This window comes from Corynebacterium sp. LK33, assembly GCF_014334955.1.
In the GTDB taxonomy this organism is placed as follows: Bacteria; Actinomycetota; Actinomycetes; order Mycobacteriales; family Mycobacteriaceae; genus Corynebacterium; species Corynebacterium jeikeium_D.
Window position 1 is genome coordinate 12951 of sequence record NZ_PDGU01000002.1, and the last position, 17606, is coordinate 30556.

General features: G+C 59.3%; 14 protein-coding genes. 13 read left to right on the top strand and 1 reads right to left on the bottom strand.

Annotated elements, in window-relative coordinates:
- The first annotated feature begins 1 nt into the window (after position 1).
- The 3 genes from hisG (at position 2) to CRD20_RS00260 (ending at position 3942) form a co-directional block, all read left to right on the top strand.
- Positions 2-847 carry an ATP phosphoribosyltransferase gene (gene hisG, locus CRD20_RS00250; RefSeq protein WP_016422792.1) on the top strand — a complete coding sequence of 282 codons (846 nt, stop codon included), beginning with the start codon at positions 2-4 and terminating at the stop codon, positions 845-847.
- A gap of 293 nt (positions 848-1140) precedes the next feature.
- A complete protein-coding gene (gene aspA / locus CRD20_RS00255; protein WP_069359542.1) occupies positions 1141-2589 on the top strand; it encodes an aspartate ammonia-lyase in 1449 nt (482 codons plus the stop codon).
- 39 nt (positions 2590-2628) lie between these two features.
- Positions 2629-3942: an anaerobic C4-dicarboxylate transporter gene (locus tag CRD20_RS00260; RefSeq protein WP_187404625.1), complete on the top strand. Its 1314-nt coding sequence runs from the start codon at positions 2629-2631 to the stop codon at positions 3940-3942.
- Between the two features lie 184 nt (positions 3943-4126).
- Here the strand turns inward: CRD20_RS00260 and CRD20_RS00265 are convergent, their stop codons facing one another.
- The gene (locus CRD20_RS00265) at positions 4127-5014 is read right to left on the bottom strand and encodes a RecB family exonuclease (RefSeq protein ID WP_187404626.1); all 888 of its coding nucleotides are present in this window, start codon (positions 5012-5014) and stop codon (positions 4127-4129) included.
- 116 nt (positions 5015-5130) lie between these two features.
- Between CRD20_RS00265 and CRD20_RS00270 the strand changes: the two genes are divergently transcribed.
- The 10 genes from CRD20_RS00270 to CRD20_RS00315 all read left to right on the top strand — a co-directional run bounded on the left by CRD20_RS00270 (position 5131) and on the right by CRD20_RS00315 (position 17561).
- On the top strand, positions 5131-5973 hold the full coding sequence (locus tag CRD20_RS00270; protein ID WP_005510776.1) for a tRNA (adenine-N1)-methyltransferase: 843 nt from the start codon (positions 5131-5133) through the stop codon (positions 5971-5973).
- 109 nt (positions 5974-6082) lie between these two features.
- The gene (arc, locus tag CRD20_RS00275; RefSeq protein ID WP_246819667.1) at positions 6083-7660 is read left to right on the top strand and encodes a proteasome ATPase; all 1578 of its coding nucleotides are present in this window, start codon (positions 6083-6085) and stop codon (positions 7658-7660) included.
- Positions 7653-9230 carry a depupylase/deamidase Dop gene (dop, locus tag CRD20_RS00280; protein WP_187404627.1) on the top strand — a complete coding sequence of 526 codons (1578 nt, stop codon included), beginning with the start codon at positions 7653-7655 and terminating at the stop codon, positions 9228-9230. Before arc ends, dop begins: the two co-directional genes overlap by 8 nt.
- Before the next feature lie 61 nt (positions 9231-9291).
- Entirely contained in the window at positions 9292-9486 is a 195-nt protein-coding gene (locus CRD20_RS00285; protein WP_005510795.1) for a ubiquitin-like protein Pup, read from the top strand.
- A 69-nt stretch (positions 9487-9555) separates the two neighbouring features.
- Positions 9556-11016 carry a Pup--protein ligase gene (gene pafA / locus CRD20_RS00290; protein ID WP_049189969.1) on the top strand — a complete coding sequence of 487 codons (1461 nt, stop codon included), beginning with the start codon at positions 9556-9558 and terminating at the stop codon, positions 11014-11016.
- A gap of 43 nt (positions 11017-11059) precedes the next feature.
- Positions 11060-12088: a WYL domain-containing protein gene (locus tag CRD20_RS11250; protein WP_187404628.1), complete on the top strand. Its 1029-nt coding sequence runs from the start codon at positions 11060-11062 to the stop codon at positions 12086-12088.
- Positions 12088-13119 carry a YafY family protein gene (locus CRD20_RS00300; RefSeq protein WP_070862691.1) on the top strand — a complete coding sequence of 344 codons (1032 nt, stop codon included), beginning with the start codon at positions 12088-12090 and terminating at the stop codon, positions 13117-13119. Before CRD20_RS11250 ends, CRD20_RS00300 begins: the two co-directional genes overlap by 1 nt.
- Positions 13120-13193: 74 nt before the next feature.
- Positions 13194-13505, top strand: a complete 312-nt coding sequence (gene tatA, locus CRD20_RS00305; RefSeq protein ID WP_187404629.1) for a Sec-independent protein translocase subunit TatA — start codon at positions 13194-13196, stop codon at positions 13503-13505.
- Between the two features lie 18 nt (positions 13506-13523).
- The gene (tatC, locus tag CRD20_RS00310) at positions 13524-14750 is read left to right on the top strand and encodes a twin-arginine translocase subunit TatC (protein WP_070862689.1); all 1227 of its coding nucleotides are present in this window, start codon (positions 13524-13526) and stop codon (positions 14748-14750) included.
- A gap of 24 nt (positions 14751-14774) precedes the next feature.
- On the top strand, positions 14775-17561 hold the full coding sequence (locus tag CRD20_RS00315) for an RNA helicase (RefSeq protein WP_187404630.1): 2787 nt from the start codon (positions 14775-14777) through the stop codon (positions 17559-17561).
- The last annotated feature ends 45 nt before the right edge of the window (positions 17562-17606 follow it).

A 17606-nucleotide genomic window follows, 5' to 3' on the forward strand; every position in this document is an offset into this window, starting at 1 on the left:
CATGCTGCGTATTGCCGTGCCCAACAAGGGATCGCTGTCCGAGGCGGCAGTCGAAATCCTGAAGGAAGCTGGCTACCCGGGTCGAGGCGACTCCAAGAGCCTGACCATCCACGACGAAGCCAACGACATTGAGTTTTTCTTCCTCCGCCCGAAGGATATTCCTATCTACGTTGGCAACGGCCATCTGGATTTGGGCATCACCGGCCGCGACCTGGCCGCTGACTCGCTGGCTCCGGTCGATGAGGTTCTGAATCTGGGCTTCGGCGCCTCGACCTTCCGCTACGCCGCTCCGGCCGATGAGGAGTGGACCGTAGAAGCTCTGGAGGGCAAGCGCATTGCCACCTCGTACCCGAATCTGGTGCGCGAGGATCTGAAGGCTCGTGGCATTAACGCCACCGTCATTCGCCTTGATGGTGCAGTGGAGATTTCCATCCGCTTGGGAGTTGCCGACGTTATCGCCGATGTTGTCTCCACCGGTCGTACCCTGCGCAAGCAGGGATTGAAGCCATTCGGCGATGTTTTGGTCAGCTCTGAGGCAGTTGTTGTCGGACGCAAGGGTGTAGAGGTCACCGAGGAGCAGCAGGTGTTCCTGCGTCGCATGACCGGCATTCTGCATGCCAAGACGTACTTGATGATTGACTACAACATCCGTGCGTCCGCGCTGGAAGAGGCATCCAAGCTCACCCCGGGACTGTCTGGCCCGACCGTGTCGCCGCTGGCTAACGAGGATTGGGTAGCAGTTCGCGCGCTAGTTCCGAAGGCAGAGGCCAACCCGCTCATGGATGCCCTGGCGAAGATTGGTGCCGAGGCGATTTTGGCCTCGAATATCCGTATCGCGCGTATTTAGTGGAGACGTGACCTGCTCGAGGGGTGAGGGGGCGTGCCTTCTCAAGTAGGGGCCCATTTCGAGATGGATCCCCATCTCGAGCGGGGAACTGACCAATGCATTTTCACTCCCACCTACGTCGACGTAAGTAGTAGGCTTGACACTAAGAGTGCGCACGGCGTTAGCCGTACTGACATAGTCCCCTTATGCCGGAAAAGCGGCAGTTGCGCCAGCGCTGTAGTTTTGACGGTGTAACCGCAGCGCCACGAATTGTGGTTCATAAGACTGCGCCTACGAGAAGGGATTGCTTCCACATGTCCGCAACACGTACCGAGGTCGACCTGCTTGGCTCTATGGAGGTTCCAGCAGAGGCTTACTACGGCATCCACACCCTGCGCGCAATCGACAACTACCAAATCTCAGCCAAGACCATCAACGACGTGCCCGAATTCATTCGTGGCATGGTGATGGTGAAGAAGGCCACGGCCATTGCCAACCAGCGCGTCCACACGCTGCCCAGCGATGTTGCAGACATCATCGTCGCCGCATGTGATGAAATTCTGGAAAAGGGACGCTGCATGGATCAGTTTCCGATCGATGTTTTCCAGGGTGGCGCTGGCACCAGTCTCAACATGAACACCAACGAGGTCATCGCTAACCTCGCTCTGGAACTGCTCGGTCTGGAAAAGGGCCGATACGACGTCATTCACCCCAACGATGATGTCAACCAGTGCCAGTCAACCAACGACGCCTACCCAACAGGTTTCCGTCTTGCCATCCACATGTCGCTACTGAGCTTGCAGAAGCACTTCGACTCCCTGGTTGAGGCCCTACACGCCAAGGGTGATGAATTCAACGACATCATCACAATGGGCCGCACGCAGCTGCAGGATGCCGTTCCAATGACCCTGGGACAGGCTTTCCACGCATTTGCCCACAACCTTGAGGAAGAGCAGGAGTCCATCGCAACTGCGTCGGCACGCCTGCTGCAAATCAACCTGGGAGCAACCGCTATCGGTACCGGCGTGAATGCGCCGGCAGGCTACCGCGAGGCCGTGACCCAGGCGCTACGTGAGGTCAGTGGCTTTAAGGTGACCTCTGCGAAGGACCTGATCGAAGCCACCAGCGATACCGGCGCCTACGTCAGCGTGCATGCATCCCTGAAGCGTGCGGCCATGAAGATTTCCAAGATGTGCAACGACCTGCGCCTGCTGGCATCGGGTCCACGAGCAGGACTGAATGAAATCAACCTGCCGGAGCGCGCCGCTGGGTCTTCGATTATGCCGGCAAAAGTTAACCCGGTAATCCCGGAGGTCGCGAACCAGGCCTGCTTCAAGGTCTTCGGCAACGACGTGACCCTGACCTGGGCAGCCGAGGCCGGTCAGTTGCAGCTAAACGTGATGGAGCCTGTCATCGGCGCATGCCTCTTCGAATCGATTGAACTGCTGCGCAACGCTACCGATACTCTGCGCGACAAGTGCATTACCGGCATCACCGCTAACCCGGAAGTCTGCCGCGGCTATGTGGAAAACTCCATCGGTATCGTGACCTACCTGAATCCGGTCATTGGCCACCACGAGGGCGATATGGTCGGCAAGGAAGCCGCTCGCACCGGCCGCTCCGTCCGGGACATTGTCCTCGAACGCGGGCTGATGGACGAGAAGGAGCTCAACCAGGTCCTGAGCACCGAGAACCTCATGCACCCGGAATATCGGGGTAAGCGCTATGTGGCAGGGGAGTCTCGCCTCGACGATCTGTCCTAAGCGGCAACAAGTCTAACGAGTGACTTTTCGGAGATACACATGTTAGTTGCCGTCCAGATCTTTATCGTTCTAGCAGCGATTGTCCTTGGCGCGCGTCTTGGTTCAATCGCTATCGGATTCGCCGGTGGGCTGGGCGTTTTGGCGCTGGGCATCACCGGGGTTCCGGTCACCAAAGACGACATTCCGTTCGATGTCATCGGCATCATTATGTCGGTAATCGCGGCAATTGCCGCTATGCAGAAGGCCGGAGGCATGGACTACCTCGTCCACATTGCCGAACGGTTGCTGCGCAAGAATCCACGACACATCACCTACTGGGCCCCGGTTGTCACCTACCTGATGACACTGCTCGCCGGCACCGGCCACACCGCATTTTCCACCCTCCCAGTTATCGCCGAAGTATCCAAGGAGGGAGGCGTTCGCCCGTCCCGCCCGCTGTCCGTGGCGGTCATCGCATCTCAGTTGGCGATTACGGCATCACCCATTTCAGCGGCTGTGGTGCTGATGGCTTCGCTCATGGAACCCCGCGGCGTTGGTTATCTCACACTCCTGGCGATTGTCATTCCTTCGACGTTCCTCGCCATCCTTCCGACCGCCTTTGTCACGAATCACCTAGGCAAAGAGCTTGACGACGATCCGGAGTATCAAAGCCGCTTGGAAAAGGGGTTAGTCTCCAAGCCACGTGGCCAGATGAGCGAATACGTGCCAACCAAGTCGGCCAAGTGGTCCGTGGCGATTTTCCTACTCTCGATTCTCGCGGTGATGGTCTACGCGACCATCAGCACTGAACAGGTCGGCCTCATCGCTGACCCCACGCTCCCACGAAACGAGGCGATCATGTCAATCATGTTGACCGCCGCCACTGTTATCGTGCTGGCCTGCAAGTTGGACGCGGCAACCATTTTGAACACACCGGTGTTCAAATCGGGCATGTCCGCCAGCGTCTGCGTTCTCGGTGTGGCGTGGCTGGGAACCACAATTATCAACCACTACATCGACGACATTAAGGCCGCGTCCGGCAGCCTACTGACCACAATGCCGTGGATGCTGGCAATCGTGCTATTCTTTGCGGCCGCATTGCTGTACTCGCAGGCGGCCACGGCAAAGGCCATCATGCCCGCTGCACTCGCGGTGGGAGTTTCTCCCATCACTGCGATTGCTTCCTTCGCAGCGACTTCCGCGCTATTCGTACTGCCTACTTACCCGACGCTCCTTGCCGCGGTGGAGATGGACGACACTGGCACAACCCGAATTGGCAAATACGTGTTTAACCACTCGTTCCTCATCCCAGGCACCTTATGTATTGCCCTGTCCGTCGCGTTCGGTTTCGCCTTCGGCAGCGCACTGCTGTAGTGGGGGGGGGGACTACCTAAAACACCGCATAGAGAAACTGACTAGGTTTATGCCAAAATCAAAGCTGTGAATTCCATTCACCTGTCATAAACCTAGTCAGTAACTTGTATTGACACCGTTACCGCCGACGGCGGCACCCCGCGAAAGCTAACATCGCCGCGAGAGCCACCCCCATCCGCAGCTTTTACTCAGTGCCGCCATCGCCGACAGCACCCGGCCAACCGGGGTACTCCGGTGTGACCCCGCCATAGGCAGGGCACATCTCCTGGAAAGAACACCACCCGCAGAGCTTGGACTTCTTCGGTACAAAGTCACCGTTTTCACCGTCGCGCACGATCGCCGACCACAAGTCGGCAATCTCCGCTTGGAAGGCCTCTAATTCTGTCGCGTTGGGACTCAGCACCAGATCATCGGCAACCTTCAGGTACATCAACCGCAACTGTTCCGGGATACGACCGGTGAGCCGCCACCACATCAGCGCGTAAAACCGCATCTGGAAGAGCGCCTCATCCTGGAAGCGAGGAGAGGGCTTCTTGCCCGTCTTGTAGTCGACAATCCGGACCTCACCGGTCGGGGCAATATCGACGCGGTCGATAAAACCACGAAGTGGCACTGACAATGGCACAGTCTGATCCGCATCCGGATCGATAACCAGCTGAACGAACTTTTCCATCTCGGCCGCATCGAAGCCCATGGGGTTTTCCATCATGAAATACCCCTTGAGCAGGCCGCGGCATTCGACCAGGAAGTCGTAGTAATCATCCTCCGGAACTAGCTCAATCAGTTCCTCGTCCTTTGCACGCATGTCCTCCCAGGTCGGCTTCAGCCGTTTCACCGCTGCGGGGTAAGTGCGTTCTTCACGGGGCCAGGCATGCATCTGTTCGAGCACAGCATGCACCAACGTGCCCTTGACCTGCGCGACAGTCGACGGCTCCGGAATCTTGTCAATCGCACGGAACCGGTACTTCAGCGGGCACTGGCGGTAGTCATTAGCTCTCGACGGCGACAGCGCCAACTTAGAGCGGCGGGAAGGCTGAACTGCTGACTTAGAACTTTGGGCATTGTCGGGCATACTAGCCAGGTTAGAGTACCGCCCGGATTTGGCTGCACCCGACACAACCCGACCCAACCAAACCGAACCAGACCCACCCCGACCCAACCAAACCCCAAAAAGGAGCCCACACACCTATGGCATTGAGCGGACCATTCCAGGTCGGCGACCGAGTCCAGCTGACTGACTCGAAGAATCGCCACTTCACCGTCATCCTCGAGGAGGGTGGCAAGTTCTTCACTCACCGCGGCACCATCCTCCACGACGACCTCATCGGCGCCAAGGAAGGCACCACCGTCACCTCCGGCGAAGGCACCGTCTACCTGGCGATGCGTCACTTGCTGGTCGATTACGTCCTGTCCATGCCGCGCGGTGCTGCGGTGATTTACCCGAAGGATGCTGCACAGATCATCGTCGAGGGCGACATCTTCCCAGGTGCGCGCGTGTTGGAGGCCGGCGCTGGTTCCGGCGCGCTCAGCCTCAACCTGCTCCGCGCCATCGGCGCTGACGGGCAGCTTATTTCCTACGAGGTCCGCGAGGACCACATCGAGCACGCGGAACGCAACGTTGTCGACTTCATGGGTCACAAGCCCGACAACTGGGACTTGCGCCTGGGCGATCTCAACGAGGCCTCCGTCGAGTCGCTCGGCGGCCCGGTCGACCGAGTCATTCTGGACATGCTCGCTCCATGGGAATGCCTGGACACCGTTTCGAAGGTGCTTCAGCCTGGCGGCGTGCTCATGGTCTATGTCGCCACCGTTCCGCAGCTAATGAAGGTCATGGAGGGCATCCGCGCGCAGAAGTGCTTCACCGAACCACGCGCCTGGGAATCCCTGGTCCGCGACTGGAATGTTCAGGATCTCTCCGTCCGCCCGGCGCACCGTATGCAGGCGCATACCGCATTCCTGGTGTGGGCACGCAGGCTTGCCGACGGCACGGTGCCTCCGCGCCCACAGCGACGAAATCAAAAGAAACTCTAAACCCGCCGCTACGCGCTGGGAGGTGTAGCCGTCGTAAAGCGTGATGCGACACACGGTCTAAATCGACCAAGCAACAACGGCATCTGGCCCTATGGGTAATCTGGGATACATGACAACGCCGTCTGACAAAATCCGTGATCTTGAGCAGAAGAACTACAACCTCGGCATTCGTAATAATCGCCTGGTTGAGCTGTTGCGGGACTCCCGTAACAAGCTAGAGCTACTGCGCCAAGACATGGAGGACATGCTGGAGCCGCCTAGCACGTACGGTATTTTCCTTAAGCCGGGGCCGGAGAAAGGCACCGCAGAGGTTTTTACCGGAAATCGACGGATGCGCCTGCGGGTGCAGCCGGAGATTAATGAGCGGGCGCTTCGGCCGGGTGCGCAGGTGCGTCTGAATGAGGGCTCGATAATCGTGGAGGACTGCGGTTATCCGGAAAGCGGCGACATCGCCAATGTTCGTGAGGTGCTGCCGGATCGGGAACGCATTTTGGCCTCGGATACTCACGGTGAGGAATTCGTGGTGTCTCTGGCGGGGGATCTGTCGCCGAAGCCGGGGGACTCGGTGATGATTGACCGCAAGTCGGGCTATGCGTTTGAGGTCATTCCGAAATCCGAGGTGGAAAACCTGGTGCTGGAAGAGGTACCGGATGTCACCTACACGGATATCGGTGGTCTGGATAGCCAGATTGAGCAGATTCACGACGCCGTGGAGATGCCGTTCCTGCAGCCAGAACTGTTTGAGCAGTACAACCTGCGTCCACCGAAGGGTGTGCTGCTCTACGGCCCTCCCGGCAATGGTAAGACGCTGATCGCCAAGGCTGTGGCTAATTCGTTGGCGCACAAGATTGCGCTATCCCGGGGTAAGACCGAGGCGGAGGCGCAGCGGGCGCAGTCGTACTTCTTAAATGTCAAGGGCCCGGAGCTGCTGAACAAGTTCGTGGGTGAGACGGAGCGTCAGATTCGCCTGATTTTTGACCGCGCTCGTGACATTGCCGAGGATGGCAAGCCGGTTATTGTCTTCTTCGATGAGATGGACTCGATTTTCCGCACTCGTGGTTCGGGCATCTCCTCGGATATGGAAAACACAGTGGTCCCGCAGCTGCTCAGTGAACTTGACGGTGTGGAGGGGCTGGAAAACGTCATCGTGATTGGTGCCACCAACCGCGAGGAGATGATTGACCCGGCAATTCTGCGCCCGGGACGCCTGGATGTGAAGATCCGCATTGAGCGCCCGAATGAGGCTGCGGCGAAGGATATCTTCCGCAAGTATTTAACCCCTGAGCTGCCGTATAACGCAGCCGAGGTGGAAGCGCGCGGTGGGGTGGAGCAGAATGTCGCACACCTCATTGACCAGGTTGTTGAGCGGATGTACGCCAAGACGGAAGAAAACGAGTACGTGCGGATTCGCTATGCCGATGGCACCAGCGAAGTTATGTACTACCGCGATTTCAACTCCGGCGCGATGATTTCCAACATCGTCGACCGTGCGAAGAAGTCCGCCATCAAGTCGGTTATCGCTGGCGGCGAGGCTGGTATTAGCTTGGATCACCTGCTGTCTGCAGTGGCGGAGGAGTTCGCGCAGAACGAGGACCTGCCAAACACCTCGAACCCGGATGAGTGGGCTCGCATCTCCGGTCGTCCAGCGGCGCGCGTTGCCTCGGTCGAGGTGATTCGCCATGGCTAAATCCGCCGCCAGTTCTGCACAGTCGAACCGCTTCTTCGGCACGGAGATTGAGTACGGCATTTCCAGCCCGGACAACCCGGATGTCAGCCCAATTCTCACCTCCACGCAGGCCGTGCTCGCTTTCGCGCACGAGCAGGAGGAGGGCCTGTCGGGGCGCATCCGCTGGGATTACGCACCAGAGTCGCCACTGCGCGACAGCCGTGGTTTCGACCTGCGCCGTTACCACCAGCCACCGATTGTTGACCCGAATGCCGTCGGCGCTGCAAACCTGCTGGTGCAAAATGGTGCCCGTTTCTACGTCGATCACGCGCACCCGGAGTACTCCTCGCCAGAGACGGCAACTGCCCGCGAAGCGGTTATTGCTGATCGCGCAGGTGACAAGATTATGCTGCGCGCAGCTCAGCTTGCCGCCGAAGCCACCGACGCCGAGGGCAATCTAGGTCCGACGCTGAAGCTCTACCGCAACAATGTCGATGGCAAGGGCGCCTCGTATGGTGCCCACGAGAACTACCTCTTCTCCCGAGAAACCGAGTTCGATGACATTGTCGCCGGTCTGACGCCGTTTTTCGTCACTCGCCAGGTGTTCACGGGCGCTGGTCGCGTAGGTCTGGGGCAAACGGGGCAGGAGTCGGGTTTCCAGATTTCGCAGCGTGCGGACTACATCGAGACTGAGGTCTCGCTGGAGACCACTTTGAACCGCGGCATCATCAACACCCGCGATGAACCACACGCCGACTCCAATCGCTTCCGCCGCCTGCACGTCATCATCGGGGATGCCAACATGAGTGAGGTCGCCACCTTCCTCAAGCTGGGCACCACAGGTTTGGTCATCGACGCCATCGAGGACGGCGTGCGTTTCGACGACCTGCAGTTCCGCAACCCCGTCGAGGCTGTCCATAAGGTCTCCCGAGACCTGACTTGCACCGAGAAGCTGCAGCTGGCAGACCATGTCACTTGGATGTCCGCAGTGGAAATGCAGTACGAGTACCTGCGTCGCGTGGAGAGCTACGACCAGCAGGGCGACGTCGTCAAGCTCTGGCGTGAAGTGCTCGACGTGCTTTCCGACGACCCCCGCAAGGCAGCCCACCTGCTGGATTGGGTGGCGAAATACAACCTCATGGAGGGCCTGCGTACCCGCCTGGGCGCGGGCTGGGACCACCCGAAGTTGGCGTTGATTGATATTCAGTACTCGGATATTGATCCGGCTCGTGGGCTGTACCATGCGCTGGTGCGCCGTGGTTCGATGCGCACGCTCGTGACAGAGGAAGAAGTCGACCGCGCGGTTGAATACGCGCCGGAATCCACGCGTGCGTATGTACGCGGTGGCATTCTGCGCCGCTTTGGCAAGGATGTCGTCGCGGGCAGTTGGACCAGCTTGGTGGTGGACACCGCGGGGGTGTATCGGAGCACTCGTGACGTGGAGTCGCCTGGAATTACGCTGGCCTACATTACGCTGGATGAAGTTGACCGTTTCACTGCCGCAGAATGCGGTGACGTGTTGGAGTCTGCGGAGACAGTGGCCGAGGTGGTCGAGCATCTGCGTACGCTCGGGGCTATCCGCGAACAATAGGCACGCATAGTGCAGTAATAGAGCAGTAATACTCAAAAGTTTTTCTTGAAGGAGCAAAATCATGGCTGGTAACACTCAGGTTTTCGGCGGCGGTTCCGGCGGAGGCGACGAGGAAGAGTTCGGCGAGGTCGCTGGCGGCGGTCAGGCTCAGGAGCACGTTGCAGCTGCTGACGACCTGCTGGATGAAATTGATGGTCTGCTGGAGAACAACGCCGAGGAGTTCGTGCGCTCGTATGTCCAGAAGGGTGGACAGTAAAAAGTGACTGACCAGCAGGTAGGGCAGCAGGAACCGGAAGCAACGCCGACACCGGTACCGGCGCAGGCGTTGACCCGACGCATCACCGGCATTGAGACCGAGTTCGGCATCACTCTGACGCTGGATGGCTCGCGCCGTCTGGGACCGGATGAGATTGCCCGCTACATGTTCCGCCCGGTGATCGCTAAGTACGGGGCAACCAACATTTTCACCCCCAATGCTGGTCGTATGTACCTCGATGTCGGAAGCCACCCGGAGTACGCCACCGCTGAGTGCGATTCGGTCTCGCAGCTGGTAGCGTACGACCGCTCGGGCGAGGTCATCTTGAATGAACTCGCTGAAAAGGCTGAAGCAGAGCTTGCCGACGAGGGCATCGGTGGCAAGGTCTACCTGCTGAAGAACAACGTTGATACCGTCGGTAACTCCTACGGTTGTCACGAAAACTACCTGGTTGGACGTGAACTGGGACTGAAGTCCCTATCCAAACTGCTGTTACCTTTCTTGGTTACACGACAGCTCATTTGTGGCGCGGGGAAGATTTTCCTGCCGTACCCAACCTCGCCGTATCACAACGATCCGATTCAGTACTGCTTCTCGCAGCGCGCGGATCATGTGTGGGAGGGTGTCTCCAGTGCAACGACGCGCTCCCGGCCGATTATTAACACCCGCGATGAGCCACACGCGGACTCCAACCGATTCCGCCGCTTGCACGTCATCGTGGGCGACTCCAACATGAGTGAGACGACGACTGCGCTCAAAATTGGCTCCACTCAGCTGGTACTGGAGATGATTGAAGCCGGCGTGAAGTTGCCGGACTTCGAAGTCGCCAACGAAATCAAGTCCATCCGTGCGGTGAGCCGCGATATGACTGGCAAGGCCGAGATTCCACTGCGAAGTGGCGAAACTGCCACCGCGCTGCAGATTCAACGCGAGTTCCTGGACGCTGCGACGGAGTGGCTGAAGGTCCGCGAAGAAAACATGGTCAATGAAGACAAGGGCATTGCCGGTGCCGGCACGTCCAACGAAGAAATGAGCCGCATTGTCGAGCTGTGGGGTCGCGCGCTCGATGCCGTGGAAACCGGTGACTGGTCTCTCATTGAGCACGACATTGACTGGGCCATTAAGTACTCGCTCATGAAACGCTACCTGGATCGCGGTCTAACGCTGGAGGACCCCAAGCTTCATCAAATCGACTTGGCCTACCACGACATCCGTCCCGGCCGAGGCATCTTCCGCGCGCTGGAAGCCCGTGGCATTGCCTCGCGGTGGATCACCGATGAGCAGGTCGCTGAGGCGGTCCGCATCGCACCGCCAACTACTCGTGCGAAGCTGCGCGGTGATTTCCTCGTTGCAGCCGAAGACTCCAGTTTGAAGACCGTAGTGGACTGGACACACCTGAAAATCTCCGGCGACGATCCCATCTCCACTATGCTCGGCGACCCCTTTGCCACGGAAAACGATGAGGTCAATGAGATGATCGAGATTCTGACGGCCGCGAAGAAGACCTCGGATACGGATTCGAATAACTAGTTCCGTCCCCGGAAACTGCCCCAGGAAAAGGAGCCCCACAGTCGTGTCTGTCTCACCGGTATCGGAAAACCCCGGATCCGCTGCGATCAGTGAGAACCAACGTCAGGTTCAGCTGCTGTTGGCGCTTGCCGACGACACCGGGTGGGTCAGCGAGTCGTGGATCTCCAAACATGTCGAGGGTTACTCCCGTGTTTCCGAGGATTCCCGGGCTCGTTATTTACGTGCGGACACCGCGGCACTCCTGGCAGCCGGGGTCCCGGTGGAGGTTTCGTCGTCAAGCGCGGGCGATAAGGTCAAACGTCTGCGCCTGAACAGACTACGGTGGCCCCAGCACGACCCCGAGTTCACTGAAGCGGAGGCTTCGGTGGTTTTCCAGGCGGCGAATGCGGCGTTTGGTTCGGAGGAGCTGAGCTCGACGGCTGTGGCGGCGTGGCGGAAGCTCGCATCGTTTGCGCAGCGCAGCGCCATTGCGAAGCCGGATGAGTCGGTGGTGGTGGCCGATGCGGTGGATATGAGTCGAGTGGATTTCAGCACACTGCTGACTGCAATGACCTCGCCGCGCCGGACAGTGGAGATGTGGTACTCCCGCCAGTACGGCGTGGATGATGAACTGCGCGTGCTGGAGCCGTGGGGTCTGATTAACCTGCGCGGGCGCTTTTATGTGTTGGGCTTTGATCCGCAGCGTGAGGCGGCGCGTATGTTCCGGCTCAGCCGTATCCGCGATGTGTCGGATACAGGGACGTCGGCGACCCAGCCAATGCCCGATGGTGACTTGCAACAGATTGCGGAAAACATGTTGCACCGCGGTGGCAAGACCTATCAGGCGGTTGTTCGTATCGCTCCGAATACCTGCGCTGATGTGGTGATGAAAGCGACCGCGTTGGGGGATGGGCGCTACGAGCTGCCAGCGGCACCTGTGAGTGAGATTGTGTCCACAGGTTTGAGTTACGCACCGGATTTGATTGTGGAATCACCTGAAGAGGCACGGTCGGAGATTATTGCTCGGTTGGAGCAGGTACTCGCTCGCCATGGCGGATCGAATGGTGCGAAGAACGCTTTGGAGGGCAACTAATGACAGTGCATGCAGCCCGGGAACTTGACGCGAATGTCAGTGTCGACGAGTTGTTGGCGGTCGTACCGTACTTTTCGCAGCACCGTTCAATGACAGAGGCCGCTACCGAGCTGGCCATACCTTTTGCCCGAATTCGGGCAATCGTGGAGCAGATTGCCGACATCGACCAGCCGGGACTCCTCGGAGTGCGGGCTTTTGAAGTTGATTACCGCAACAGCTTTGATGTCCGTATTCGCCCTCAGGCAACGGTGCTCAGCCAGCCACGTGCGCTCACAGCCGAAGAAACCGCGACCTTGCTGCTCATCCTGGAAACCATCGAGGACTCCGCAGCCACCACTTCCTCCGAGGCCGCGCAGACGGCCGCGACAAAACTACGCAGTGCTCTGGGAATAAACGTCCCCATCATTGACTCGACCGCTGCGGAAAATGGCAAGGCCTTTTCCTTTTCTGAGCAGATTTATTCCGCGCTGCATCAGCGCAAGGTGTTGAAGGTGCGCTACCGGAATGCCTCAGGGCAGATTACAGCCCGTGAGCTTGACTGTGTCAACGTTTATACAGTTGAATCCACGACGTACCTCCGCGCTGTGGACCGTGCGCAGGAAGACCGTCGCCAGAAGAGCTTCCGCGTCGACCGTCTGGAGGCCGCCGAGGTCCTCGACACTCCCGCCGGTTTCCACCGCCCAGAGCCTGTCGATATCCGTGATCCCCACGCCTTTGGTGCGGAAACGGGAACGTCCGAATGGGCAAGTGTGCTTATCGACGCCGACGCCACCTGGATCGCAGACTATGAACCGGTCTTCTTTACTGAAGATGAGGGAGAAGAAGAGGATACCGAACTGGTCTCTGACCAAGGCTTAGGGCAGTCGGAGTTTGTCGCTGACGTGCCGATGTCCGACTTGGCCGCAACAGCCTCCTTTGTGCTCCGCCGTTCACCGAGCGTAACGGTCGCTGAGCCCTTAAAATTGAAAAACGCCGTTGTTGCGCGAGCCCGCGAAGCTTTGGCAGAGTATGGTCGAAACGACAAGGCTTAAATCAAAGCTTTAATCGCACACGATGTGGCAACTTGCCACTTGTATTTATTTTCATTTGAAAGGTCTCTAAGCGGATGCCGAACCTTGGTCCCTGGGAAATCATCATTATCCTGGTCGTTCTTGTCTTGCTCTTTGGTGCAAAGAAGCTGCCGGATGCCGCACGTTCGCTCGGCCGCTCCATGCGCATCTTCAAGTCCGAGGTCAAGGAAATGCGCAACGATGACGAGCAGCAGGAGCAGACTGCAATTCAGCAGGCTCCGCAGGCCCAGCCACAGCAGCCGTACCAGCCGCAGCAGCAGTACCAGCAGCCGGCACCGCAGGCTCAGCCGCAGCAGCCGTACCAGCCGCAGCCTGGCCAGAACAACCCTGGCCAGCCGCAGCAGTAGTAGAAGGCCGGTTGAAGCGTGACTTCAGCTACATCCACATCACGTCCTCGGAAGCGCCAGCGTAAGCGCAATCCCGAGGGCGTGATGACTATTGTCGAGCACATTCAAGAGCTCCGGCGTCGCCTCGTTCTCGCCCTCGCTGGTATTGCCGTCGGCACTGTTGTGGGCTTTATCTGGTATCAGACCGCCTTTACCATTGGTCAGTTCCGCATACCGTTTACCTCGGTCAATGTTGGCCCTGTGCACTTTAAGTCCCTGGGTGAGTTGCTCAAGGATCCGTACTGTCAGCTTCCACCCGAGATGCGTCTCGGCGGCGGTGAGGGCGCGGAGTGTCGTCTGCTGGCGACCAGTCCGTTTGAAATGTTCATGCTGCGGCTGAAGGTCGGTGCGCTGGCCGGTCTGGTGATGTCGTCGCCATGGTGGCTCTACCAGATTTGGGCCTACATCACTCCCGGCTTGGTTCGGAAGGAACGCCGCACCACGCGCAGAGTTGTGACTGCCGCCGCGCTGCTGTTTGTCATGGGTTCCGTCCTGGCCTACTACGTTGTCGCCATCGGTCTGGAGTTCTTGCTCCAGATTGGTGAAGAGACGCAAATTTCTGCACTCACCGGTTCGCAATACTTCGGTTTCCTCTTGGCGCTCATCGTCTGCTTTGGCGTGAGCTTTGAGGTTCCGCTTTTCCTGGTCATGTTGAACATGGCCGGTGTCGTTACCTACGAGAGCATCAAGGACAAGCGCAGCATCATCATTATGTCGCTGTTCATCTTTGCGGCCTTCATGACTCCGGGGCAGGAACCAATATCCATGGTCGCAATGGCGACGTCACTGACATTGTTGGTAGAAATCGCAATCCAGATTTGTCGTCTCCATGACCGTCGTAAAGCAAATGAGCGACCGGAGTGGTTGGACGTCGATGACGAGCAAGGCTCCGGACCGATTACGGCTTCCGGTCCGATTGGCTCCGCCGGCGGTATCGGTGACGTGGGCGGCATCGACGCCCCGACTTCAGTAAGTGCGCCGACGTCGATTCAGCCGGGCGGCATGCCGACGGCATCAGCGGCCCCGACGACCTCTCCGGTCTCTGGCCCCACGCCAGTGAACGCGCCGACGCCGACGCGGGCATCCCAGATGCGTCCTACTCGCAATTCGCGTCCACCACGGCCACAGGGCATGATTCCGGAGACTCCGATGCCGACGCAGGACTTGCGAAATCGTCCGACGAGCGACTTTGATGATGTTCTCTAGCGCGGTTTATGACACTCTAGAGGCATGACTCTTCTCGGCGATTTCGTCAGCCAACAGGATTTCGATCTTGACGACTTTCAGCTCCGCGCCTGCCAATCAATTGAGGCAGGGCGGGGCGTTGTCGTCTGTGCACCCACCGGTGCGGGCAAGACCATTGTTGGCGAATTCGCTATTTATGCAGCTCTTGAGCGCGGTGGCAAGTGCTTTTACACCACACCTATCAAGGCGTTGAGCAACCAGAAGTACCACGACCTAGTCGAGGACTACGGCGAGGACCGCGTAGGCCTGCTCACTGGCGACACTTCTATTAATGGCGACGCGGACATCGTGGTGATGACCACCGAGGTGCTGCGCAATATGGTTTACGCGAACTCACCGACGCTGAAGAAACTCACGCATGTGGTGATGGACGAGATTCACTACCTCGCAGACCGCGAGCGCGGCGCTGTCTGGGAAGAGGTTATTTTGAACCTCGACCAGTCCGTGGCCGTCATCGGTTTGTCCGCGACGGTGTCCAACTCCGAGGAGTTCGGCCGCTGGCTGTCCACGGTGCGCGGGCACACGGACGTCATTGTCACGGATCTGCGCCCGGTTCCGCTGCATCAGCACATGCTGGTGGGAAACCGTCTCTATCCACTCTTCGAGGCAAAGTCGGACAAGGTCAATCAGGACCTGTTGGAGGCGTGCCGTCGTGCCGAGTTCGGCTACGGCGACGCTGGGGCCAGGGAGCGCTACCAGTACAAGAAGCACAAGGGCGGTGGGCGCTCGTATAGCTGGGGTGATAAGGGGCAGCGCAAATTCCGCCCGCCGAAGCGCGGCGATGTTATCCGCATGCTCGGCTCCATGAACATGCTGCCCGCGATCGTTTTCATCTTCTCCCGCGCGGGCTGCGAAGGCGCGCTGGCGCAGGTCGGTGCTACGCGCGCAGAGCTCACCGACCGGGATGAGCAGGAGCGCATCGCCAAGATTATCGATGACGGTGTTGCACACATTCCGAAGGAAGATCTGCAGGTTCTCGGTTTCCTGCGCTGGCGCCGCATTCTCATCCGTGGTTTTGCGGCGCACCATGCGGGCATGCTGCCGGCGTTCCGGCACATTGTGGAAGAGCTCTTTAACGAAGGCCTGGTCAAGGTTGTCTTCGCCACCGAGACGCTTGCGCTGGGCATCAACATGCCTGCCCGCACGGTCGTGCTGGAGAAGCTGGTCAAGTTCAACGGCGAAGCACATGTGGATCTCACGCCGGGGCAGTACACGCAGATGACCGGTCGCGCTGGCCGCCGCGGTATCGACACTGTCGGCAACGCAGTGGTGCAGTGGGCCCCGGCAATGGATCCGAAGGCTGTCGCAGGGCTGGCATCTACGCGCACATATCCGCTGATTTCCACCTTCGCGCCGAGCTACAACATGAGCGTCAACCTCCTGCAGACGCTCGGCTACGAAGGCTCGAAGCGCGTCATGGAGCGCTCATTCGCCCAGTTCCAGGCGGATGGCGACATTGTCGGAGTCGCCGCCGAACTGTCCAAGGCAAAGCAGGAAGCCGCGGCCCTGCGTGCGGAATTGCTCGGCAGGGGAGCCGATGCGCACGCTGAAGGGGCGGAGGCTGAGGGGTCGTCGTCAAGCGAGGAAGGCAGTTCGCGTGACGACGAGCGCCTAACCCAGATGCTTGAATACCTGGATCTGCGCGCGAAGCTGACCCAGGAGGAGAAGAACGCCAAGCGCCGCAATATTGAAGACCGCCACACGGAAACAGTGACCGCGCTGCGCAGACTCCGTCGAGGCGAGGTTATTCCGCTGCCGAAGGGTAAGAAGGTGCAGCTGGCGGTGGTGTACCGAGAGGACCATTCGAAGTCGAATCCACGTCCCGGTGTCATCAGTGTCGGCGGGTTCGTGGGGCGTGTAGAGCCGCATATCTTCCCAGCGGCGCCGCAGACGGTCGGCGCGATTAAGCTGCCTCGGGATGCGGACCGGCATCCGCGACGTGCGCTCGGAATTGTGCGCGCAGAGATTGGCCGCAAGGGGCTAAAGGGACCAAAGAGGCTGAAGCGTCGCACTGGTGGCAACTCGCCGGCGGTGAGGAAGTTGCGCCAGGAGCTGCGCGAGCATCCGCTACATGGCGATCCTGCGGTGGAGACGATGGCTCGTCACGCCGATACGCTGCGGCAGGCCGAGGCGCATGTGGCCAAGCTGCAGAAGCGCGTCGATTCCGCCTCGGATACATTGGCGCGCACATTCGACCGCATGCTGCAGTTGCTAACACAGATGGACTACGTCGAATGGCCGGAGGGCGCGGAGCCGACAATTACCGAGGAAGGCCTTCGGCTGGCGCAGATTCACAACGGCTCGGATTTGCTGGTGGCCACGTGTCTGCGCCGCGGTATTTGGGATGACCTGGACCCCGCGGAACTGGCCGGTGCGGTGTCGAGCTTGGTCTTTGAAAACCGCAAGGCCAGTCAAGGCAGTGATGAGGTGCCTACCGAGCCGCTGGCCAAGGCGCTGGGGAACACCTACCGCATCTGGGAGGAACTGTCGGAGGATGAGCGCCGTTACCGGCTGCCGGTAACGGACTTGCCGGATATGGCTTTTGCTACGGCAATTCATCAGTGGACTGCGGGTGCACCGCTGGGGTACTGCCTGCAAGCCGCCGCCGAGAGTGGCGCGGAGCTGACCCCGGGCGACTTTGTCCGCTGGTGCCGTCAGGTCATTGACCTGCTGCAGCAGATCAAGAAGACGGGCTACTCCACGGACATTCGCGACAAGTCCGCCGAGGCTATTCAGGCAATTCGCAGGGGCGTAGTGGCGCTGAACAATTAGTTGCCGGTTACGTTGGTCAGCCGAAGCCTCGTCGCCCCGAGGCCA